The sequence below is a fragment of the [Clostridium] fimetarium genome, assembly GCF_900111235.1.
GTDB classification, from domain to species: Bacteria; Bacillota; Clostridia; order Lachnospirales; family Lachnospiraceae; genus Clostridium_N; species Clostridium_N fimetarium.
Map to the genome: position 1 here is coordinate 1 of NZ_FOJI01000018.1, position 23,320 is coordinate 23,320.

General features: G+C 32.8%; 23 protein-coding genes. 19 read left to right on the forward strand and 4 right to left on the reverse strand.

Annotated features, from left to right (window positions below; all coding sequences use genetic code 11):
* Window positions 1-119: 119 nt before the first annotated feature.
* The 9 genes from BMY18_RS17545 (at window position 120) to BMY18_RS17585 (ending at window position 8,068) form a co-directional block, all read left to right on the forward strand.
* Entirely contained in the window at window positions 120-698 is a 579-nt protein-coding gene (locus BMY18_RS17545) for a tetratricopeptide repeat protein (RefSeq protein ID WP_092456775.1), read from the forward strand.
* Between the two features lie 34 nt (window positions 699-732).
* Window positions 733-1,134 (forward strand): potassium channel family protein, encoded by a 402-nt coding sequence (locus BMY18_RS17550; protein ID WP_092456778.1) that lies wholly within the window; start codon window positions 733-735, stop codon window positions 1,132-1,134.
* 25 nt (window positions 1,135-1,159) lie between these two features.
* Window positions 1,160-1,837, forward strand: a complete 678-nt coding sequence (locus BMY18_RS17555; RefSeq protein ID WP_092456781.1) for a potassium channel family protein — start codon at window positions 1,160-1,162, stop codon at window positions 1,835-1,837.
* A 93-nt stretch (window positions 1,838-1,930) separates the two neighbouring features.
* The gene (locus tag BMY18_RS17560) at window positions 1,931-3,469 is read left to right on the forward strand and encodes a TrkH family potassium uptake protein (RefSeq protein WP_092456784.1); all 1,539 of its coding nucleotides are present in this window, start codon (window positions 1,931-1,933) and stop codon (window positions 3,467-3,469) included.
* Complete coding sequence (locus tag BMY18_RS17565) at window positions 3,445-3,933, forward strand: hypothetical protein (RefSeq protein WP_092456787.1); 489 nt, start codon at window positions 3,445-3,447, stop codon at window positions 3,931-3,933. The genes BMY18_RS17560 and BMY18_RS17565 overlap by 25 nt, the downstream gene beginning before the upstream one ends.
* A 106-nt stretch (window positions 3,934-4,039) precedes the next feature.
* On the forward strand, window positions 4,040-5,443 hold the full coding sequence (locus BMY18_RS17570; protein WP_092456790.1) for an APC family permease: 1,404 nt from the start codon (window positions 4,040-4,042) through the stop codon (window positions 5,441-5,443).
* A 224-nt stretch (window positions 5,444-5,667) separates the two neighbouring features.
* Window positions 5,668-5,823, forward strand: coding sequence for a rubredoxin (locus BMY18_RS17575; protein WP_092456794.1), 156 nt, complete (start codon window positions 5,668-5,670; stop codon window positions 5,821-5,823).
* A 98-nt stretch (window positions 5,824-5,921) separates the two neighbouring features.
* Window positions 5,922-7,100 carry an FprA family A-type flavoprotein gene (locus BMY18_RS17580; RefSeq protein WP_092456797.1) on the forward strand — a complete coding sequence of 393 codons (1,179 nt, stop codon included), beginning with the start codon at window positions 5,922-5,924 and terminating at the stop codon, window positions 7,098-7,100.
* A gap of 56 nt (window positions 7,101-7,156) precedes the next feature.
* Complete coding sequence (locus BMY18_RS17585; RefSeq protein ID WP_092456800.1) at window positions 7,157-8,068, forward strand: magnesium transporter CorA family protein; 912 nt, start codon at window positions 7,157-7,159, stop codon at window positions 8,066-8,068.
* Window positions 8,069-8,241: 173 nt separating this feature from the next.
* Here the strand turns inward: BMY18_RS17585 and BMY18_RS17590 are convergent, their stop codons facing one another.
* The gene (locus BMY18_RS17590; RefSeq protein WP_330386010.1) at window positions 8,242-9,090 is read right to left on the reverse strand and encodes a DUF47 domain-containing protein; all 849 of its coding nucleotides are present in this window, start codon (window positions 9,088-9,090) and stop codon (window positions 8,242-8,244) included.
* A gap of 24 nt (window positions 9,091-9,114) precedes the next feature.
* Window positions 9,115-10,167, reverse strand: a complete 1,053-nt coding sequence (locus BMY18_RS17595) for an inorganic phosphate transporter (protein ID WP_092456803.1) — start codon at window positions 10,165-10,167, stop codon at window positions 9,115-9,117.
* Between the two features lie 260 nt (window positions 10,168-10,427).
* Between BMY18_RS17595 and BMY18_RS17600 the strand changes: the two genes are divergently transcribed.
* The 3 genes from BMY18_RS17600 to BMY18_RS17610 all read left to right on the forward strand — a co-directional run bounded on the left by BMY18_RS17600 (window position 10,428) and on the right by BMY18_RS17610 (window position 14,604).
* Window positions 10,428-11,660 carry a chloride channel protein gene (locus tag BMY18_RS17600; RefSeq protein ID WP_092456806.1) on the forward strand — a complete coding sequence of 411 codons (1,233 nt, stop codon included), beginning with the start codon at window positions 10,428-10,430 and terminating at the stop codon, window positions 11,658-11,660.
* Window positions 11,661-11,946: 286 nt separating this feature from the next.
* Window positions 11,947-12,543 (forward strand): TetR/AcrR family transcriptional regulator, encoded by a 597-nt coding sequence (locus BMY18_RS17605; RefSeq protein WP_092456809.1) that lies wholly within the window; start codon window positions 11,947-11,949, stop codon window positions 12,541-12,543.
* A 45-nt stretch (window positions 12,544-12,588) separates the two neighbouring features.
* Window positions 12,589-14,604 carry a methyl-accepting chemotaxis protein gene (locus tag BMY18_RS17610; protein ID WP_170841474.1) on the forward strand — a complete coding sequence of 672 codons (2,016 nt, stop codon included), beginning with the start codon at window positions 12,589-12,591 and terminating at the stop codon, window positions 14,602-14,604.
* Between the two features lie 471 nt (window positions 14,605-15,075).
* On the opposite strand, the gene BMY18_RS17615 is transcribed toward BMY18_RS17610, so the two are convergent.
* Complete coding sequence (locus BMY18_RS17615; protein WP_092456815.1) at window positions 15,076-16,569, reverse strand: TRM11 family SAM-dependent methyltransferase; 1,494 nt, start codon at window positions 16,567-16,569, stop codon at window positions 15,076-15,078.
* 429 nt (window positions 16,570-16,998) lie between these two features.
* Between BMY18_RS17615 and BMY18_RS17620 the strand changes: the two genes are divergently transcribed.
* The 7 genes from BMY18_RS17620 (at window position 16,999) to BMY18_RS17650 (ending at window position 21,958) form a co-directional block, all read left to right on the forward strand.
* Complete coding sequence (locus BMY18_RS17620; protein ID WP_092456818.1) at window positions 16,999-17,952, forward strand: NYN domain-containing protein; 954 nt, start codon at window positions 16,999-17,001, stop codon at window positions 17,950-17,952.
* Window positions 17,953-18,130: 178 nt separating this feature from the next.
* Window positions 18,131-18,364: an HPr family phosphocarrier protein gene (locus BMY18_RS17625; protein WP_092456821.1), complete on the forward strand. Its 234-nt coding sequence runs from the start codon at window positions 18,131-18,133 to the stop codon at window positions 18,362-18,364.
* A gap of 179 nt (window positions 18,365-18,543) precedes the next feature.
* Entirely contained in the window at window positions 18,544-19,494 is a 951-nt protein-coding gene (locus BMY18_RS17630) for a DUF975 family protein (RefSeq protein ID WP_092456824.1), read from the forward strand.
* Window positions 19,495-19,554: 60 nt separating this feature from the next.
* Window positions 19,555-20,367 (forward strand): putative ABC transporter permease, encoded by an 813-nt coding sequence (locus tag BMY18_RS17635; RefSeq protein WP_092456826.1) that lies wholly within the window; start codon window positions 19,555-19,557, stop codon window positions 20,365-20,367.
* Window positions 20,368-20,384: 17 nt separating this feature from the next.
* Complete coding sequence (locus BMY18_RS17640) at window positions 20,385-20,939, forward strand: beta-class carbonic anhydrase (RefSeq protein ID WP_092456828.1); 555 nt, start codon at window positions 20,385-20,387, stop codon at window positions 20,937-20,939.
* A gap of 108 nt (window positions 20,940-21,047) precedes the next feature.
* The gene (locus BMY18_RS17645) at window positions 21,048-21,596 is read left to right on the forward strand and encodes a DJ-1 family glyoxalase III (protein ID WP_092456831.1); all 549 of its coding nucleotides are present in this window, start codon (window positions 21,048-21,050) and stop codon (window positions 21,594-21,596) included.
* A 146-nt stretch (window positions 21,597-21,742) separates the two neighbouring features.
* Window positions 21,743-21,958 (forward strand): alpha/beta-type small acid-soluble spore protein, encoded by a 216-nt coding sequence (locus BMY18_RS17650; RefSeq protein WP_170841475.1) that lies wholly within the window; start codon window positions 21,743-21,745, stop codon window positions 21,956-21,958.
* A 239-nt stretch (window positions 21,959-22,197) separates the two neighbouring features.
* Here the strand turns inward: BMY18_RS17650 and BMY18_RS17655 are convergent, their stop codons facing one another.
* Complete coding sequence (locus BMY18_RS17655) at window positions 22,198-22,719, reverse strand: acyl-CoA thioesterase (RefSeq protein ID WP_092456837.1); 522 nt, start codon at window positions 22,717-22,719, stop codon at window positions 22,198-22,200.
* Window positions 22,720-23,320: the final 601 nt, after the last annotated feature.

Consider the following 23,320-nt stretch of genomic DNA (forward strand, 5'->3'; position numbering starts at 1 on the left):
ATTTGTCAAGCCTTTTCGATAAAAAAGTGGGTGATTTTTAAAATATAGGAGTTGAAACCCTTATAGAATAAGGGCTAGAGATTCCGAGAAAGTATAAAAGAATAAAGGAGGTATATGATATGGACAGATTTGAAATGATTTCAAGTAAATTTATTGATTACATAAGAGAGGCAGCAAATGAAATTCACAATCATGAGTTTGAAAAATCTTATAAAACGATTATAAATGCGATAAATATAAATCCCAATGCACCAGAACCACATAATCTTCTTGGAATTTGGTATGAGTTCAAAAATAACAATGATTTAGCAAGGAAACATTATCGGGCTGCATATGCATTAGATCCAACCTATAAGCCAGCTAGTGAGAATTTAGAGAGAGTGTGTACATTTTTTGAAGCGAAAAGAAAACAGGTCAATTTTGGTGAAGAAATATTAGAGGAACAAGAAAAAGCCAAAGAACAGAAAGATAAACTTAAGCTGATAGAAGTGGAAATTGAGAGCGGATATTGCGCTTGTGGTAAACAGATTAAGGATTTGGGTATCTCTGCAGATATAATTATTGGGTATATATTAAGAGGAAATAATACGATTGTTCCAAATGGTAAGACTGAAATACGCGAAGGAGATAAGCTCATGATATTTACAAATATGGTATCTCATAAAACGGTGATCTCCGGTTTGATCGGGGATAAATAATATAAAAGTAAGTTGAGATTTTGGAGGAAAGTTTATGCATATAGTCATAATCGGTTGTGGAAGATTAGGTAGTAATTTAGCAAAGGGATTGTCAGATGAGGGTAACGATATTTGTATTATTGACCGGAATGGGGATAAATTAAATGCTTTAGGAAGTGGCTTTAACGGTCAGAGGATAAAAGGAATTGAATTTGATAGTGATAAGCTCATAGAAGCAGGTGTAAAACAAGCAGATGTTTTGTTAGCAGTGACATCAGACGATAATATAAATATAACGGTATCTCTTATTGCGGAGAAAATATTTCATGTTCCGAATATTATTGCAAAAGTCAATGATCCTCAAAAGAATGATATATATAATCAGTTAGGCATTCATACAATTAACCCAATACAGTATGAAATAGAAATGTTAAAAAATCAGATAAGAAAAAATTAGAGAGCATTCAAAGGGAGACATTACTATGAGAACAATAATAATTGGTGGAGGTAAAATTGGTTACAACCTCTTGAAGACATTAAAAGAGAGAGGCCACCAAGTAACTGTGATTGAACGAGACAAGGATACCTGTATGAAAATTGCTGAGGATATCGACACAGATGTGATTTGGGGCGATGGTACAGATTTGGAGGTCTTAAGGGATGCGGGTATTGACGATGCTGAAGTTGTCGCAGCTGTAACAGGAACTGACGAGGAAAATCTTGTTATTTGCCAGATTGTTAAATTGATTTCAAATACGAAGAAAACAATAGCTCGAGTGAATAATCCGAAAAATAATACTATGTTTAAGAACCTTGGAATAGATAATACAGTTTGTAGTACTGCGGTTATTGCAAATTTGATTGAATGTGCTCTTAGTAAAGATGATTATAGAATTATTAATACATTTGAACTTGGGTCTATGATTTTAGCTGAATTATTAATAAAAGAAGATGGTCCTTGGTGCAATAAAATGGTCAAGGACCTTATATTGCCGAAAGAATGCGTATTTGTTTCTTTGTTGCGAGGCGAAAATGTTATTTATCCAAGAGGAGATACACAGATCTTATTTGAGGATAAGGTAATGATTATAACAAATAATTTGGTGTTATCACATTTAGTTGCTGAATTATATGATGGAGGAAATAAGAAATGGCTTTAAAAAATGAGATCAAAGGAATAATGTTGGAGTTGATTAGCGTTGTATTGTATCTTGTGTTAATATTTATTACTGCGATAATCATAATGAGGTGAGATGATGTACAAATCAAGAAGAGTGTATAGTATAGAAATGATAAGTTACTATACAGGTTACATAGTACTTGCTATAGCTGGGTTAATGATTATACCACTTATTACTTCACTTGCATTTAAAGAATGGAATCCAATGCTAGATTTTATGATTAGTTGTGCAATATCATTAATCGTCGGATTGACGCTTATATTGATTGGAATAAAAACAAAGGAAAGTAAATCAAGTTTTCAATGGAAACATGGATTTTCGATTGCAGCTCTTTCTTGGATTATTTTAACAATGATAAGTGCAATTCCTTATACCTTAAGTGGAAACTCAAAATCATTTCTAGATTCTTGCTTTGACGTAATGAGTGGATTTACAACTACGGGCTTAGTACTATTGCAGGATTTGGACCATGTTTCTAATGGGTTAAATATGTGGAGACATATGTTAACATTCATTGGCGGTCAAGGAATGGTAGTATTAGCACTTACGTTATTAGTAAAAAAAACCAGTGGAGCATACAAAATGTATGTTGGAGAAGGCAAAGATATTGAGCTACTTCCAAATGTCAAAGGTACAACAAGACAAATATGGAAAATCAGTATGATTTATCTTGTAGTTGGAACTGTAATATTATGGATAGTTGGAATGCTAATTGGGTTGCAGCCTGTATCTGCATTTTTTCATGCACTTTATATCTTTGAGTCATCATGGAGCACCGGTGGTTTCGCTCCAAATACTCAAAATATTATGTATTATCACAGTGTTGCTTATGAAATAGCAGCTATGGTTATATTTATTATAGGCTCATTCAATTTTGGACTACACTATGCAATTTGGAAGGGAAAACGAAAAGAAATAGTTAAAAATATTGAGATACAAAGTTTTGTAATAACATCGTTTGTAGCCTGCATGCTTGCACTTATTGGATTAGCTAAGCTAAAGGTCTATCCTGATGCTATAGCAGGATTAAGAAGAGTTATTTTCAATGTGCTTTCAGCACATACGACAACAGGATTTGGTTCTGTTTATGCAAGGCAGTTTGCACTTGAATGGGGCGATTTTGGTGTTCTAATTATAATCACTGTTATGCTAATCGGTGGTTCTGCATGCTCAACAGCAGGAGGATTTAAGGGGTTAAGAGTAGGAATTGTATTCAAAGGATTGTTGATGGAAGTAAAAAAACTTCTTTCGTCAGAAAGAAGTATGAAAGTATATAAATATCATCATATCAAAGACTATGTATTAGAGGACAGTTTGATAAAATCGTCTGCAATTATTATATTATGTTATATAGTAACATTCTTCGTGGGCACATTGCTTGGTACATATTATGGATTTTCATTTTTAGATTCTGCTTTTGAATCAGCTTCTGTAACAGGTAATGTTGGATTATCAATCGGCGTTACAACTCCTTCAATGCCAACAGTTATGAAGATTTATTATATCATAGCAATGTATTTAGGAAGACTAGAATTCCTGTCTGTATTTGCATTAATAGGATATATTGGAGGAGGTATTAAAAAAGTATGCGTAAATGTATTAAAACATTAATTTTCACTTTTGTTCTCATGTTTTCACTTACACTAAATGTAAAGGCTGAAGATACGAAAGAATTAAATTATTTAATTGAAAATGCAAAACAACTTGATGGACAAGAGGTTACCGTTCAAGGTGAAGCTATTGGTGAGCGTATGGATAGAGGAGACTATTCTTGGGTAAATATAAATGATGGCACCAATGCAATGGGTATTTGGTTAAGTAAAGAGGACGCGGAAAAGATTTTGTATTATGGTAATTACAAAAATAAAGGTGATATAGTAAAAATAACAGGTACATTTAACCGCGCATGTGTGGAGCATGGTGGTGAAGCAGATATACATAATAGCGTGGTAGTAATAGTTCAAGAAGGAAATATAGTTTATGAACATATATCAACTGTAAAAATAATGATTACAATTATATTAGTGGCTTTTGCATCATTTAGTCTATTGATTTACATTAAATTTTTCACATAAAGTATATACTACTTACAGATAATAGGATATCATAGTAAAGTCGCTACTTTATAGCATTTTGATTGTAGCAACGGAACTGAACTATAATACTTGTTATGGAGAAAAAATGGAAAATAAAAATATTGAAAGCCAAATTTTAGAAAATGAAAATTTGGAAAATAAAAATGAGCATTACGGTTTATCCACTGCAACTACTATGATTATTGGTATTGTCATTGGAAGCGGAATATTCTTTAAAGGTGATAATGTATTAATGTATACCGGCGGTAACGTATGGCTTGGGATACTAGTGTTTTGTATCGGTGCATTTGGTATCATATTTGGTAGTATAACCCTTACAGAACTTTCGATTAGAACTAAGAAAAACGGTGGAGTAGTCGGGTATTATGAGGATTTTATTTCTAAGAAAGTCGCATGTGGATTTGGATGGTTTCAGACATTTGTGTATTACCCAACTTTAACAGCAGTTATTGCATGGGTTGCTGGAATCTATACCTGTATATTGTTTGACATTGGAAATGCGGGAAATGCCCTCGAGATGCAGATATTAATTGGGCTTGCATATATGGTTACATTTTATGCAATTAATATTTTTTCCATTAAACTTGGCGGTTATTTTCAAAATATATCAACAGTTGTAAAGTTGATACCATTATTAGGAATCGCGATTGTCAGCGTTTTTTGGAGTGCACCACATCCATCTGTACCACAAGGAATTGCAATCGTTTCACAAAGTAATGTAGGTATTGGATGGCTTGCCGCACTGGCACCCATTGCGTTTTCTTACGATGGATGGATTGTAGCAACAAGTATAACGAATGAAGTGAAGAATCCAAAGAAGAATATGACGCTAGCACTTATCTTTGGACCGATTGTTGTTTTAGGTGTTTATCTTTTATATTTTTTGGGCCTAAACAAAGTGCTTGGTCAAGAATACATTATGTCAACCGGTAATTCGGCGATTAATAAAGTTGGTGAATTATTACTTGGAAGTAATGGAGCAAAAATAATATTAATCTTTATTGTTATATCAGTACTTGGTGTTCTGAATGGTGTCATTCTTGGCAGTTTAAGAATGCCACATGCACTTGCAAGTAAAAATATGTTACCATATGCGCAAAAGATTGCAGTGATTAATCCCAAAATTCAATTATCCATATGGTCTTGCCTCATTTCATTTGGAGCAGCAGCATTTTGGTTATTAATCCATTATATTACGCAAAACAGTGAGACAATGTCTGGCGGTGATATCAGCGAGATATCAATTGTATTTAGCTATGCATGTTATATTATATTGTATTTAAAAGTTTTGAAAATGAAGAAACAAAATATTATAATCAGTAAATTCAAAGGGATTATTTGCCCTATCTTTGGAATATTAGGATCAACAATTATATTTATAGGTGGATTTATATCAAATCCTACGTATGTTCCATTCTTTGTTTTATTTTGTATGTTTGTTTGTCTGATTGGAATTATGTATTATAAAGAAATTGCGACTAAATCATAAAATTGTAGAATCTTTTACAGTAGCGTAGTTTTTTCAGCAGTATAACAGTAGTATAATAGTAGAATAACTGTATCATAACTGTATCATAAGTCTATGGGATTTTTCAATTTCATTTGAATTAAATGTAATAATATGCTAAAATTATAAAAATGTATATTTTATTGATATTTAAGGTATATATTTGGAAACACAAGAAAAAACTATAGATAATATGGAGGTATAATATGGAAAAGTATGAATGTGTATGCGGATATGTGTATGATCCTGAATTAGGCGATCCTGATAATGGAGTTGCGCCAGGCACTGCTTGGAAAGACCTTCCAGATGATTGGACTTGTCCAACTTGTGGACTAGATAAGGATTCATTTACACAGTTATAATCAACTTAATTTGGGATGGGTTTATATAATAAACTCCATCCCAAATTATTAATAATAGTATGGTTTTATTTGACAGATAGAAAGGCAAGGAACAAAATATGAAAATAGCGGAAAATGTTGTATACGTCGGTATGCAAAACCCTGGTATGAGAAATTTTGATATCATTATGACTACAGGGTATGGTACTACTTATAATAGTTATCTTATTATGGGAGAAAAAAATGTACTGATTGAAACAGTACATAATACCTATACAAAAGAATATATTGAAAAAATAGAAGAATATGTGAAAATAAGTGATATTGATTATGTAATATTAAATCACACAGAGCCAGATCACTCGGGAAGTTTGAGTGAAATCTTGAATATGAATCCTGAGATTATTGTTATTGGAACAGCAGCAGCAATCAAAAATCTTAAGAATATTACGAATCAAACATTTAAAAGTCAGCTCGTAAAGCAGGGAGATAGCTTGGATATTGGCAATGACCAAGTATTTGATTTCATTATTGCCCCTAATTTGCATTGGCCAGATTCAATGTTTACTTACTATAAGAAAGAAAAGATATTATTTAGTTGTGATGTATTTGGAAGTCATTATTGTGAACAATTCCTATATGATTATCAACTAAAAAACCCGAACTTATATGAAATAGAACGTAAAAATTACTATGATTGTATATTTGCTCCTTTTAAAAAGTTTGTGTTAAGCGGAATTGAAAAGATTGAAAATTTAGACATTGAATTGATTTGTTGTAGTCATGGACCGATATTAAAGACCGGAATTAAAGAAACAATTAAACTTTATAAGAAGTGGTCAAGCCCAGTAGAAAAACCTGTGTATGCCGCAATTTTTTATGTGTCAGCTTACGGCTATACAAGGCAGATGGCAGAGATAATGAAAGATTGTATCACAAAAGAGGGTATCAAGGTAGAGATATTTGACTTATTAGGTCTTTCACTAGAAGAATATGCTGCAATTATGAATGATGCAAATGCTGTCTTGTTTGGTTCACCAACGATTAATGGAGATGCACTTGAACCAATCTGGAACTTGATTGATAAATCAGTAATGCCATTGGCAAAGGGAAAACCTGCTTTGGTATTTGGCTCTTATGGATGGAGTGGAGAGGCTTGTCAATTATTAAGTGAAAGATTAAAAGGCTTAAGATACAATGTGTTCCCTACTAATTTAAAAGTACAATTTAAGCCATCTGATGAAGATATCCAAAATATCAAAGATACGATGAAGGAATTTATTCCATTAATAAAATAAAATTATAGTTTGGTTTGCACTAATGAAATAGGCGTTGAAAGTAGGTAAATAATTAAATGTATTTTGTAATTCAAAACGGTACAATTGAAGCGACAGACAATGAAAATTGGCAAGAAAGTCAAGATGCAATTAGTGTATTTACTTCAATTGAGTGGCAAGAACAAGTGGAATTTAGAAATGAGCATAATTTAAATCAAGTACAGGGAAAGATTCATTTTTGTAAACTAGAGAGTTTTGCAGAATATTTGTTTGGTGCTATGTCCATACCAGTTAAGAAGAATTATACGAAGCATATTGGTTTTGAATTTTATATTCTTGAAGGTAGAATTATTTTCATAGATGATACAAATACAGTGAAGGATGTTATTAATAAAATAGCTGAATACAAACGAAAAAAAGAATATAGTATGGAAAGATTCCTGTTTGATTTCCTAGTTTCCTTTATTGAAGATGATTTGCATTACTTAGAGTTGTTTGAACGAGAAATCTCTAAGGCTGAGGAAGATATTTTAAAGGCAAGGTATGATAATTTCAACTATAAAATGCTTAATATTAAAAAAGAAATTTCAAGATTATATCGGTATTATAGTCAGATAACTGCTATGGGCGAATCACTATCTGAAAATGAGATGGATTTCTTTGGAAAAGATGATATAGCCACATTTAGAGTGTTTACAGAAAGATCATCAAGATTGCAATTTGAGGCACAACTTCTTCGAGAATATGCAATGCAAGTTCAGGAGGTTTATCAATCCGAAATTAGTATAAGACAAAATGATGTTATGAAGGTATTAACGATTGTTACAATGATATTCTTACCATTAACATTAATTGTAGGTTGGTTCGGAATGAATTTTGAATATATGCCTGAATTAAGTTGGAAGTATGGTTATCCAACGGTCATGATAATCTGTATATTTGTTATTATACTTTGTCTATGGATATTTAAAAAGAAAAAGTTCTGGTAGATATAATAATATTTTACTACGATATTTACGATTAATAAGAAAAAATAAAATGACGGTAAAAGCATAGTTCGCTTTAACCGTCATTTTTTTTGATTGCTTTTCATAATAGAATTGAGCTTATATAATAATATAATGAAATCATTAAATTATTATCACTATTTTAGTAGTATCAATTAAGAATTCTTCATTATAATTGATTCGACAACGTCTGATACATCTTCACAGGCATCACAACATTTTTCTAAATAATCAAAAGTTTTTGACCAAGTCATAATCTCAATAGGATCAGTACAAGTAGTATGTAAATTTCTAATAGCTCTTGTATAAATTTTATCACCGATTTCTTCTAAATTATTAATTCGAATAATATTCTCTATAACATTTTTTGATTTCTTGTAATTATGAAAATCTTCCATAGCTATTTTAAGTGCGTTACAACAGCTTACAATCGTTTCGCTGAATTCCAATGCTTCGGGGCGAATGGTTTGGATATTGTACATATATAGACGCATCACTACATCTTCAATTGTATCTGTAACTGTATCTATTTCTTGTGCGATAGCAGCAATATCTTCACGCTCAATCGGTGTAATGAACTCTTTTACAAGATTGCTCATCATCTGGTGCTTTGCTAAATCAGCAGAGTGCTCAATTTCATGCATTTGTAACATCTGTGATTCTAATGTTGCTGTATCAAAGTTGGAAAGAATTGAGTGAAGTAATTCTGCAGCCTGGCAAGAATAGTCAGTAAAGGATACTGTGGCTTCAAAATAATTGTATTTCTTTGATTTCTTATCTTTCTTTTTTGACTTTTTGTTCTTTGAATCTTTTGAATCATCTGAATCCTTTGCATCCTTTGCATCTTTAGCATCTTTCGCAATTTTAGCATCTTTTGCATCTTTAGCATCTTTAGCAATTTTAGCATCTTTTGCATCTTTAGCATCTTTAGCAATTTTAGCATCTTTTGCATCTTTTACATCTTTCGCATCCATTACTTTTTTCTTGTTTTTTTCATCTTTCATTACGTTTCTCCTATTTGTCACTGATTAAAAAATAAATATAAAGAGCTTTGCCATGAGGTAACCAATTAAGCCACAACCTGGAAATGTTAAAATCCATGTTAAAACCATTTCTTTTACAATGCCCCAGTTTACGTTTGATATACGCTTCGCAGAACCGACACCCATGATTGCAGCTGTCTTTGTATGAGTTGTACTAACTGGGATTCCGCTTAATGAGGATATCAAAATACATCCTGCACCGGCTAAATCTGCTGAAAATCCTTCATACGTCTCCAACTTTACCATATCCATACCAACTGCTTTAATAATTCTATATCCTCCAATTGAAGTTCCTAGAGCCATTACGGCTGAACATAGTAACATAAGCCAAATTGGGATATCAAAGTTGTGCACAGAAGAATCATTTTGTGCAAGAAACAGACCTAACATAAATACGCTCATGAATTTCTGACCGTCTTGCGCACCATGCATAAATGCCATAGCGGCTCCACCACCGATTTGGGCAGGTTTGAAAAATCTAGTTGTTGTAGCCCTGTCCATATTTTTGCATATGCGTTTTACACATTTGACAGTTATCCAACCCATAAAAAATCCAAGAAAAGTAGATAACGCTAGACCGATTATAACTTTCATCCATTCGTGTCCATTAATTCCAGATAAACTGTTTTGTAATGCGATAGCAGCACCAGAAATACCTGCAATTAAGGCATGGCTTTCACTTGTTGGAATGCCAAAAGCCCAAGCGGCTGTTGCCCATATTACGATTGCTACCATGGCGGCACATAAGGCAACCAAAGAATTCTTTGGATCACCTTGAAAATTAACCATGTTATAAATTGTCATAGCTACTGTTTTATTCACCATTGTCATAATGAATACACCAAGAAAATTGAAAAATGCAGCCATTAATATGGCCGGTTTTGGTGCAATCGCACGAGTAGAAACACATGTCGCAATTGCGTTTGGAGCATCCGTCCAACCATTTACCATAATAACAGCTAAAGTCAAAATAACCGTTATTAATAATGCGGGATTTGATACTAATTGTGAAAGAAACTGTGGAAGTGATATTGTCATTGTACTTTCCAATCCTTTTCCTTTTTTGTATTGAGAAAATATTATCTTCTCTATAATAATGCTATAAAATAGCTTATAGGAATTATGATACTACAGATTACTTGGCCTTGCAATAAAAATATCCACTCTAAGGTGCCATCTGTCTATGTAATAACCATCAGCATGTCTATTTATCAGTGCTTGAGTATTTAAATATAATCTGATATAATTTGACCCACATGCATTGTTTAAAATAAAAAGTTATTTGGGAGACAATACTAATGATCCATAGAATCTATATTAATTATAAAGAGATAATAATGTATACGTTGATAGCTGTATTGATAGGCATAATCGTTGGCGCCATTGATGCTGTTTTTGGAGCTACATTGCTCGCAATCACAGACATAAGAGATAATAATGTAATGAAGATAGTGCCATTTCTTCCAATCGCAGGTGTTGCTATTATGCTTTTGTATAAGAGATTTAGCAAGGAAAGCATTAAAGGGATGACACTTGTGTTTCAAACGGGTCTTGGAGATAATGATAGAATCCCTAAGTCACTCATTCCATTAGTAATGATTAGTACATGGATTACCCATTTATTTGGCGGAAGTGCTGGACGAGAAGGCGTTGCGGTACAATTAGGTGCTACAGTTGCTCATACAATAGGGCGAAAAATGAAAATGCCAAACAACTCAAGAGTTCTTTTAATTGCAGGAATGGCAGCTGGATTTTCAGGACTTTTTCAAACCCCGCTTGCAGCAACATTTTTTGCAATGGAAGTACTTGTTGCAGGATCACTTCAGTACGATGCATTGCTTCCCGCTTTGATGGCTTCCTTTGTTGCAAGCTATACATCACATTTCCTTGGTCTTGAAAAATTTTCGGTAGTGGTTCAAGATAATCTAGATTTCTCACCCACCATGATATTGAAATTAATCGTAGTTGGAATCGCATTTGGAATTACAGGCGGCGTATTTGCACATGTTTTAAGTGTTTCTAAGGTATTTTTTGCAAAGATTATAAATGATCCAATGAAAAGAATATTTGCAATGGGTTGTGTCCTTTCACTTATTTTTCTGGCATTACATCTGGGAAGATATTGTGGTCTTGGAACCAACCTCATCAGTGCAAGTTTTTCCGGTAGAGAAATATATATCTATGACTGGATTTTGAAATTTTTATTAACCATATTGACACTTTCAGCAGGATTTCAGGGTGGCGAAATAACTCCGCTTTTTGCCATTGGATCAAGCCTTGGAATCGTACTTGCCAATTTGCTTGGAATTCCAATTGAAATTACTGCTGCACTAGGATATGCAGCCGTTTTTGGAAGTGGAACGAATACACTTCTCGCACCAATACTTATAGGCGCTGAGGTGTTTGGACCGCAGAATATATTATATTTTGCAATTGTATGTTCTTTAGCATATGTGTTTAATGGAAATAAAACAATATATACAGCACAAAAGAAGTTTGATTATTTTAGTCATTATGATGGAAGCATGTAAATAAATGATCGTAAGATAAATACAACTTATAAACATAGAAAAATACTAGGCTAACTAGGACTACGCGTCTTAGCTAGCTTTTTTATGTTGATCGAATATATGTAAATAACTGGTAAAATAATTGGTAAACTATTCTGGCGATAATTGTCGAAATATGTAGTAGATTTTACAAAAATATGATAAAATCAAATCAACCAAACTAACGCTCGCTAGTCAAACTAAAGTCATTCAATATGAGCTGATAAAAATCACGATTTGGTTCTGAATAATTAGGAGACTAGAAAAAATGGATACCAAAGCTGAAATTCTGAGTGCAACATTTCAACTATTTGCAGAAAAAGGTTACAACACAACAATGGCAGATATTGCAAAAAAGGTAGGAATTAAAGTTCCATCTATTTATAGCCATTTTCAAAGTAAAGATGAGATTATCTGTTTAGTTATGACACAAGAAATTAGAAGTTTCTTTGACAATTTAAACGCTCAAATTAGTATAGTAGATAAGGACGAGCACAACAGTGAAACCAAATTGAAGTCGTTTTGTTTTTTTATATTTACGTATTTTACGAAACCAGAAAGAATTAGATTTTGGAAAAGCATATCATTGATTTATAATTATGAGCTTAGAGAAAATTGTAGACAATTGGTTAAAGAAAATGAAACACAAATAGCTATATTGTTAAAAAACATATTTACAGAAGGTAAAAGGAAAGGCGAAATTAAATATGAGTCTTTAGAGGGCTCATTATTTTTATTCATAGCAATGATACATGGGGTTTTGGACGCAATATTAGTTTATAATGAAACAGAGTACCTAATATCAGATTTAGATAATTATAAAAAGAAAATATGGCAGGCATATTGGGATGGAATTAAGGGATAAAAAAATTAATTATAGATGAATATTACATTCAGAAAGGAGTATTTTATGAAATCAATAAAATTAAGATTGATTGCCACATTTTCAATAATTATACTTGTGGTAACAGGAGCATTAGGAATTATTACAATTAATATTATTAGTAATAATTTGCTAGTAGATGCAAATAAGGATTTGAGAGTAACAGCGCAAGAAGAAGCAAAATATGTGGAAGCAAAGACGGATGAACAGATCGCGTATATGGGTGCATTGGCACAGAATTCTATTGTTTTTGATCAAAATATTTCGAGTGAACAGCGGGTAGCATTTTTTGAAGCAGAAGCGAAAAGAACCGGATATTTGGCATTTGCAATCGCAGATTTGGATGGGAAGAGTGTAAGCCTAGATAAGGCTGGATCGACAACAGACGTTAGTACCAGAGATTATTTTATAAAAGCAAAAAATGGGCAAGCAAATGAATCAGATATTCTTATTAGTACAGTAACTCATACACCAGTACTGATTGTTGCAACACCAGTTTATCAAAATGGCAAGGTTGTCTGCATTTTGTATGGCAGAAGAGATGGAACAGTCTTAAGTGAAATATCAGATAGTATTAAATATGGTCAAACTGGTTATGGCTATATAATTAATACAGCCGGAACCTTTGTTGCATATTCAAACAGAGAGAATGTAATAAATCAAATAAACATCATTGATAAAGCTGCTCAAAATGATCCGGATTATATACAATTAGCTCCCTTGGTATCACAACATATGGCAAAGGGTGAGGCCGGAAATGGTGAATATTTATATAAGGATATTCAACGAATTGTAGGATATGCGCCTGTACCTAATACATCATGGGTTGTAGTTGTAGGAGCTGAAAAATCAGAGATTCTTGGACAGATTAAAGTGGTAAGCGATGTCTTGATTTTAATGATTATTGGAGCCGTACTTATCGGTGGAGTTGTTACGTTCTTTGTAAGTAGCAATATAGCCAAGCCAATTGTTGCTGTAACAAATGATATAGAAAAACAAGCGGATTTGGATTTTTCAATTGATAAAGATGGGAAGACAGAAATATATAAAAAGCGAAAAGATGAAATCGGAAAAATGGTTATATCACTTCAGATGATGAAGGATAATGTACGAGACTTTGTTGTTAAAACTTCAGACTCTGCGCAACAAGTAGCTGCAACATCACAGGAACTTACAGCCACGACAGAGCAGACAGCCACAGCAGCAGAAGAAGTAGCAAGGACAATTCAAGATATCGCACAGGGCGCAAGTGACCAAGCAAGAGATACAGAGACAACAGCAGGAAGTGTAGAAGAAATGGGAGAAATGTTAGACCAGGATACTACATTTATGCATGAACTCAAAGATGCTGTTCTAGTGATTGACAAAGAAAAAGAAGAAGGCTTTCATATCATTAAAATATTAGTTGCTCAGACAGATAAAAGTAACACTGCATCTAACTTAGTATATGAGGCGATTTTAAGCAACAATGAAAGTACGGAGAAAATCGAAAGTGCAAGTTTGATGATTCAAAATATAGCAGATCAAACAAACTTATTAGCTTTAAACGCTGCAATTGAAGCAGCAAGAGCGGGTGAAGCAGGACGTGGATTTGCAGTTGTTGCCGATGAAATCAGAAAGCTTGCAGAACAGTCAAATACTTTTACAAATGATATTAAGTTAGTGATTGATGAGTTAAAACTAAGATCGAATGGCGCAGTTGTGTCGATGGGAGAAGTAAAGGGAATCATTGATTCTCAGACGCTAAGTGTTAAAGAAACAGAAAGCAAATTTAACGGTATTGCAGGAGCAATTGATTCTATCAAAGAGATTATTGAACAATTAAATGATTCAATGAAATTAATGGCAGTTAGTAAGAATAAGATTATAGAATTGACTCAGAATTTATCTGCGATATCAGAAGAAAATGCAGCAGGAACACAAGAAGCTTCCGCATCTATGGAAGAACAAAATGCAGCAATTCAAGAAATCGCAAATTCCGCAGAAGGCCTATCCGGTATTGCCCAAGAACTACAGCTACTAATCGGAAAATTCAAAGTTTGATACTAAATTAAATCAAAAAGGAGCATCGCCCCATAACGGAAAATCAGTTATGGCGCGATGCTCCTTTTAATTATGATATGCGTGTAAAACAATATCTAAGCCTTTTACGCCCCTTTTTGTAATTATGATTTAAGTGTAAAACGCTATCTAAGCATTTACGCCCCTTTTTGTAATTATGATTTAAGTGTAAAACGCTATCTAAGCATTTACGCCCCTTTTTATAATTACAATATCCGTGTAACCCGCTTTAGCAAAGTAACCCGTGAATATTAATTTCTGAATATCCATTTTTCGCAGACCGGCTGAAAGTAGTGCCCATATTTTGTCAAGACTCAGATAAAAAATGAGCGTAAGCGAGTCTTTTTATCATCCCTGAGGCTTGTAAAAAATATACTACTTGAAGGAAAGGCAAGATAAAATGGATATTCAGAAATTAATATTCACTCACCACCTTCCCTATCACATTTCACCCTATCTAATTACAAACAAGAAAGTTTCCTCTTTATCCATAATTTCAATTTCCTTAATAATCGTAAAGCGATTTTCGCTCGCAAGTTGATTTACATAATTCCTATTATGGGAATACATAATAATTGTGCCATCCTGAGTAAGAAAGTTTTTGGCGGTATCAAAAAACTTTTTGTATAGTTCATAGATATCTTCCTCGGTTGTACGCCCAATTGCAGAAGGCATATTAGTAAATATCTCATCAAAAACATATTCATGTGTAAAATCAAAAAAGTCTCGATTAATATAATGGATAATCTGGCCGGCTGCTTCCGTATTAATTTTCGCTTTGTCAATTGCTTTTCCCAAAATATCGATTCCGTAAGAGGTGTTAGCTTTCACAACCTTTTGACGCTCAATGAGCATAGTTCCGACCCCGCAGAAAGGATCAAGAACTCTCGCATTATCAATCATGTAATCTTTTGCTAAGGCAACCAAAAGTGCAGCATTTACAGGCTTGATACTTGAGGAAATACTTTCAATTCTGTAACTAAATCGTTCATCTTTTATTGTGTTAAATTTGAGTAATACATTAAAAGTACCGAGCTTATTTTCAATCATCCTAATTTCAAATTCATAGTTAGATGGAGAATTGAGAAGTTCACGGTTACTTAGTCGCTCTAATTCACTTGAAAACTTCTTCGCAAAAATGCTTTTCTTATCTAAAGGCATTTTGCTCTTTATTTCAACTCTAAAGTAAAAAGGAGTAGTGCCAGAATGCGCTTTTTTCAAAACAGTTAGTAAATCTGACTTTGAAATAGTCAAAGCGGCCGGGATTGCATCCATTTCACAATTTTTCATTCCCCTAATTGTAAATAGTAATTCGCTATAAGTACGAATCGGTAAAATGTTATATAAATTATTCGTTTTAACTTCAACGCCAGCATTAAAGCATCTAGCATCACAGCCACTGATTTCCGATAATTGTGCTTCGGTAACATTGGTATGAAGTCTGTTAGTAAGTAAAATACAATCATAGGCTTCATTGAATCCACCAAACTTATGAGCTACAATTCCTTCCATATCCACAATTAATTCGGTTAAAGCACGCATTTCTTCTTCCACATGTTTTTTGTTTTCAATCGTAAGATCGATTTCGGTTAATTCCATTAGCCTATTTTTGAAATCAGGCAGATAGTCAAAATAGTTAAAAGATTTTAAGGCTGTTAAATAAGCACTTTTAACAAACATTTGAACTTCAGCTTGATATGCATTAAATAATGAAGCACAGAAATCTTCGATTCCCAAATCGCCCATAAGTAAGGCTGCATTCTTGCGAGTCTTAGCATCCTCACTATTCAGTAAATCTTTAATGCCGTCAATGAATTTATCATCTTCACCAATCAATTCAAGTAATTCGCTTTTGGGGTTGGTTTCTTTGATCTCCTGACGTAATTGGCTTAGGTTTTGTCTGACATCTATTCCATTCATAATATTTTCAAGTAAAGTCTTTATCATATTTCCTCGTTCCTGCGCATCTTTTATTGACTCGCTCTACGAGACAATGCGCATATCTAGTTTGTGCAAATATAGTGTTGATAGACACTTATGTCTATTTTTTGCGTTTGTTTGGGTGTTAATATTAGATAGGTTTATATTGTACACTATTTTGGCATGGTAGTCATATTGTTTTTTTGTGATATAAGTAATGTGAACAAATAACATACAAAAATCGCAAAAAAAATAGGCGGAATGGTAAAAATTGTTGTATAATGAGAATAAGATTATAAATATCGTAAAATAGTATATAGATAAGAAAATCATTGGTTATATGTAATCACTACACACGAGAATATGAATAATATATATTATTATATCATTCACATGACTTAGCTTTTGCGTCGCAAAATAATGCGATTTACATTCGCATAACAGATAGGAGTATAAATGGAAGATAAAAGATTTGCACTATTAATTGATGCTGATAATATTTCAGCAAAATACATTTCATCAATATTGGATGAGATGACAAAACATGGAATTACTACGTATAGAAGAATCTATGGAGATTGGACAAGTACACAATCTACTAAGTGGAAAGCAGAATTACTTGAAAATTCACTGATACCGATTCAACAGTTTAGTAATACCGTTGGTAAAAATGCTACAGATTCAGCACTTATCATTGATGCTATGGATATTTTATATACCAATAATATCGATGGATTCTGTATTGTTTCTAGTGATGGGGATTTCACAAGACTAGCAAGCCGTCTTAGAGAATCAGGTATGATGGTAATTGGAATGGGTGAGAAAAAGACGCCTCGCTCATTTATGACAGCTTGCACGAAATTCACGAATTTAGAAAACTTAATTGACCAAGATGAAGAAGAGGAAGAGTCACAAGAAATTGTTTCCTATTCATTAAGCAAAGAAAAACAAGTGATTAACAAGTCAATTATTGAAAAAACAATAGTTGGAATTATCACAGAAAATCAAAACAAAGATAAAACCACCGGAATTGGTGAAATCGGAAGCCGTTTGGTTAACAAATATCCAGATTTTGATGTTAGAAATTATGGCTACAGTCTATTGTCAAAATTTTTAGAAGAAGGTTTACAATTTAATCTACAAAAAAGTAATCGAACAATAACGGTTCAACTCAAAGATCCTGGAAAGTCAACAGAAGAACTAGTAAAATATATCATACAGCTCGTAATTAGTGCAGGGGAGCATGGAATTGGAATCAATGAACTAAGCAATCTTACTCATAAAAAATATTCTGATTTTAACATTAAAGATTTGGGATATTCACAATTTTCAAAGTTTGCTCAAAGTATAGATGGAATAGAAGTATATGAAGATGCAAGCAAAAGAAAAAGAGCGAGACAATTTAAATAATCAGAAAAAGAGAAGATAATAAGAAAGTATTTAATTGGAGAGATTGCAATTTTAATTCTATCTTGAAAAAATATACCGCGTTTTGGTGCTAACTTAATCATTAGATGCATATATATATTTAGTGTTTAAAAATAGAAATCAAAGCACAGTATAATTTTTGAAAGGGGGATATAAACATATGCAAGTAAATTTGAATTCGGTTGATAAAGTTAAAAGATTTGTAATCATAATGTCAGAGATTGAGGATAACATCGATTTGGTATCGGGAAGATATATTGTGGATGCGAAATCACTTCTAGGTATATTTAGTTTAGATTTGTCAAAACCAATCAAGCTGGAATTTAACGGAAGTCACAATGAAGAAAGCATTAAGAAAATATTGCATGAATTTGATTATGAGCTTCAAGCCTAACCGCTTGAAGTTCTTTTTTTTACTATTTTCAGTGGCTTTTATAGTATGTTATTGAAGAAAATTCTATATCATGTTAAAATATAGATAAATTTGGAAAAGGCTAGATCTACATTAACTACTACATTTACAGCTACATATAAATAAGAAAAAGCAGAATACTATGAAAGCGAGGTAAGCATATGGTCTGGAATCGAAAACGGTTTAAAGAAAAGGCAAAGAAAGCATTTGTGAAAAATTATGCTTATGCAGTTGCAGTTTGTTTTTTGGTAGCATTTATTGCAGGCGAATCAGCTAATTCAGTAAAAATAATTACAAAATATGATGCAACAAGAGAACAAGCTATGAACGCGGTTAGTCAGATTTCAAAGTATAGTAATAGGCAAGCTATAATAGATTGGTTAAGCGATATTCACATCTTTCCAGAAAAAACTGACAATGTAGAGGACTCAACTAAAAAAGGACTGTATGTTTCAGTTATTGAGGATTTAGTCTCAAATGATACATTATTATTAAGACAGTATGAGTTAAATAAAGAATATGTAATGAATAACAGAACAGTTATGGCGATAGGAATAGGAATGGGCTCATTAATCATATTATTATTTGACTTATTTATTGGTAATACGTTAATTGTTGGTAAGAGAAGATTTTTCATGGAAAACAGAATTAAAAATGGTTTCCGAACTCCAATCGGCACGATGCTTTACTGCTATAAGAAAGGTTTGTATGGAAAAACAGTCAAGATAATGTTTTTTAGAGACTTATATATTTTTTTGTGGATGCTTACAGTAGTCGGAGGCATAATAAAATATTATGAGTACCGTGCAATCCCATATATTTTGGCAGATAATCTTCAACTTTCAAAAAAAGAAATATTTAAGCTATCAAAATCAATCATGAATGGTTATAAGTGGAAGTTCTTTGTACTAGATCTATCATTTGTTCTTTGGAATATATTAGAGTCGTTAACATTTGGAATTGCAGGAATATTCTACATTGTGCCTTACATCGCAGCAACAAAAACGGAAGCATATATGGCAATTAGGAATGAAGCAGTTACACTGAATAAGCCATATTCTGAATGCTTAAAAAATCCTCTTTTTGATGAAAATATCGATGAATATTTATAAATAAGAGTTTATTTAAGATATGGTGTTATTAAACTGGGGAGTTAGAGGAGATGCTGTCATATGAGGATTCAAACAGCTAGAAACAAATTATCCTGCGAGGAAAATAATGAGGGAAATGTCAGCAACTTTGGCAATGTTGAAAATGTAGGCAATGTTGAAAATGTAGGCAACAAAGAAAACGATGGCAATGTCAGCAATACTAGTAATGCTAGCAAAATTGGTGACGCTGATTATGATATAAAAATTCAAGAATTTGAGCATTCACTACACATCATTAAGGCAAAGGAACGCCAATATTATGAAAAATGGTATGGTTTTACTACATATGTATTGTTTTTCTTCACATTTTCTGTAATGGGTTGGTTATGGGAAGTTGGATTGCACATTGTGCAAACTGGTGACTTTGTTAAAAGAGGTGTACTATATGGACCTTGGCTACCGATATATGGGAGCGGCGGAGTCTTAGTACTTTTGTTACTTAGAAAAATATTTAAAAACCCAATTTTTACATTTTTTCTTACAATGGTAATTTCATCAATTATGGAGTACTCTACCAGTTGGTTTTTGGAAATGAGAAACGGTGCAAGATGGTGGGATTACAGTGGATATTTCATGAATGTAAATGGAAGAATATGTCTTCAAGGAGCAGTCGTGTTTGGTATTGGTGGATGCCTTGTTGCATATGTAATTGCCCCAGGACTCGAACTGCTATATAAGAAAATAAATATAAATATAAAAATTGCAATTTGCGTTGTTTTGATTTCCTTAATTCTGACAGATCAGATATATTCATTAAAATACCCTAATATGGGAAAAGGTGTAACAGCGACTAAGAGAATAGAAACAATAAAAATAGAAGCGCAGACAGAGTAGAAAAGGAAGTGATTGTTATGAAAGATGCAATCCTAAAATTCAATAAGGAATTTGTAGCGAATAAAGGTTACGAGAAATATTCAACAAGTAAGTATCCGGAGATGAAAATAGCAATTTTAACCTGTATGGATACGAGGTTGGTTGAATTACTACCGGCGGCACTTGGTCTAAAAAATGGCGACGTTAAAATGATCAAGAATGCTGGAGGAACAATAAATGCACCATTTGGCAGTGCCATTAGAAGCCTATTGGTGGCAATATTTGAACTTGGCGTTAATGAAATCATGGTCATTGGTCATACAGATTGCGGAGTTCAGCATATAGACAGTGAGCGGATGATTAATCACATGATAGAGCGAGGAATTAGTGAAGATCAGATAGACATGATTAGTTATTGTGGTGTTGATTTTAAAAATTGGCTATCAGGATTTGACTCAGTTGAGATATCAGTAAGAAAGAACGTTGAGATGTTAAAGTTACATCCGCTGATTCCTGATGATGTGAAAATAGAAGGATATGTTATTAATTCTGAGACCGGAGAACTTCTTGAAGTCACAGAAGATGAAACTTAAAAGTACAGAAGAGGTGACGTAATAGTACAGAAGATGAAATTTAGAATAAAGCTATAAAATAAAGTATTTTACTATAATTAGATTTAAAAAAATCAGATTGGAGATAATATGAAAAAAGTAAGTACATTTTTAACGCAGGGTTTTGAAACAGTAGAAGCGTTAGCAGTTATTGATATATTAAGAAGAGCAGGAATTACAGTTGATATAATTTCAATCTCAGATAGTCTAGATGTGGTTAGCGCACAAAAAATCGTTGTAAAAGCAGAATATATCTTTGACGGATATGATTTTTCAGACACAGATATGATATTCCTTCCCGGTGGACCAGGAACCAAAAATTATGAAAAAAATGAAGCGTTTCTTTCTATAGTAAAAGAGTTTAACAATAAAAATAAATTAATCGCTGCAATATGTGCGGCACCAAGTGTATTAGGTCATCTTGGAATATTAGAAGGAAAGAAAGCAACTTGTTTTCCTGGCTATGAAAAAGATCTATATGGAGCAGAAGTAGTAGTAGAAAAGGTTGTGACAGATGGAACTATTACGACAGGAATTGGAATGGGAGCTAGTTTTGAAATGGGATTTGAAATTATAAGAATACTTTTAGGTGAGGAAATGAAAGATAAAATCGAAAAATCTACACAATATATAATATAATTACTAGGAAATACCTGGTTCAAAGCACATTGTCAAAAATTGCTATAATAATTTTCGAATCCATGCACATAATAATACCAAGATAAGCGACGAAAGAAACTTATCTGAAAACTAGAAACCCAATAATATGTATGGAGGTGTATTTTATGACAAACTCAAATGCAAGTACTTCAAGTTCAAAAACAAAAGGTCAAGCAAAAGCAGCACTTAGTCAATTCAAGATGGAAGTAGCATCTGAATTAGGAGTTCCATTGAAAAATGGATATAACGGTGACCTTACTTCAGCTCAGAACGGTTCTGTTGGTGGAGAAATGGTTAGAAAAATGATTAAGCAGCAAGAAGATCAAATCTCAGGTAACTAATTAACGAAACATTAGACGAAAGTTTATAATTCGATAAAAAATTAGAAGCTAATAGAGAAAATGATCAAAAATGAAGAAACTAATCAAATAAATTTATTAAACTAAACAACTAAGTAACTTTAAAATAGCAGAGTATGATGAATGCATAAGCATTTACCTTCTCTGCTATTTTTCTAATAATTTTCTTGAAAAATATTCTAATTACCTACGCTACTATTATTTTAATAACCTACGTTATTTTAATAACCTTCAAGTTTTCTTTGTATTCTTAATTCAGTTCTTTTGATCGCTGATTCCCATTTTGCTTGCTGTTCAATTGTTTCAATTTTCAAACGAGGAACTTCAACAGGCTTTTCGAACTCATCCAAAGCGACCATAACAAAAAACGCGCGATTAATAGGGTGACGACTGCCATCAGGTTTTTCTCGATAGGTGTCAATTCTTATCTCCATAGAAGATCTGCCAACATGAGTAACGTATCCAATTAATACGACTAGGTCATTTAGATAACATCCATTTTTAAATTCAAGATTATCAATGCAAGCAGTAATGATATTGCTACTAGAATGACGTTTGGCTACAATACCTGCAATTTCATCTATCCAAGCAAGCAATTGGCCACCAAATAATCGGCCGGCGCCATTCATGTGTCTGCTCATTAACAAATGAGTCTGCTCAGTTTTTGAATAATCGACAGTTCTGTAAATCTTACCATCTTCATTTATACTATTATTAGCAAGTACTATATTTTCATTTTCCATATTATCCTACCTTTTTAAAACAAATTTTGTGTTATTTAAAATACGGCTTTATTTTACCACGATTACAAAAAAATAAACAGAGGGTAATATTATTTGGGTGGAAATCTGGTTGTTAGGTGTTGAGTGAATATTAATTTCTGATGATCCATTTATCTTGCCTTTCCTTCAAGCAGCATGTTGTTTTGCAAGCCTCAGGGATGATGAAAATCTCACTTCGTTCGATTTTTATCTGAGTCTTGGAAACAACATTGGCGCTGCTTTCAGCCGGTCTGCGATAAATGGATCATCAGAAATTAATATTCACGGATAGGGTTATAAGAGATTTTACCACATAAATGATATTTGGAGGGGGACTGAAAAACAGAAGGGCTAAAAAACAGAAAGGCTAAAAAACAGAAGGGCTAAAAACAGAAGGGCTAAAAATAATGGGATTAAAATTAAGAGTGTATGATCGGTGATGTTAGATATTAAGCTTATATAATAAATATAAAGAATTAAGATGTAAATATAAAATATTTAAAAACTAGAAAAAAATAGGAGAAAAGTATGGTAAATTATGAAAATAATGGTACTATAGTACTTATGCAAAAAACTTATGTGA